Genomic DNA, 281 nt, shown 5'->3' on the forward strand with positions numbered 1-281 from the left:
ATGCTGGTCGTGGTCCAGTTGGGGCTAACGCCGCTAGCCCGTTCGCTTAAGGAGTTTCACGGATGACCCACTACCCCTACGAATCACAATGGGGCGACCTTGCCTGCAACGAACCGCTGATCGAACACGGCACCAACCCGGCCACATTTTTCGACTGGGCCTCTGACGGGTACCCGTCAGAGGCGGAGTACCTGTTCTGGTCTCGGCACATCTGCGGGCTCGCCTGCCTGCGATCCGTGCTGCGCGCCTGGACCCCACATCAGGGCGAGATTGCCATGTAT

Annotated in this window: 1 pseudogene; it reads left to right on the forward strand. The window is 61.2% G+C overall.

Annotated elements, in window-relative coordinates:
• Positions 1 to 62: 62 nt before the first annotated feature.
• Positions 63 to 281, forward strand: a pseudogene (locus ACZ2V4_RS11755) (hypothetical protein); the annotation flags it as partial.

Source organism: Macrococcus sp. CoH-51_TC_04, assembly GCF_058188655.1.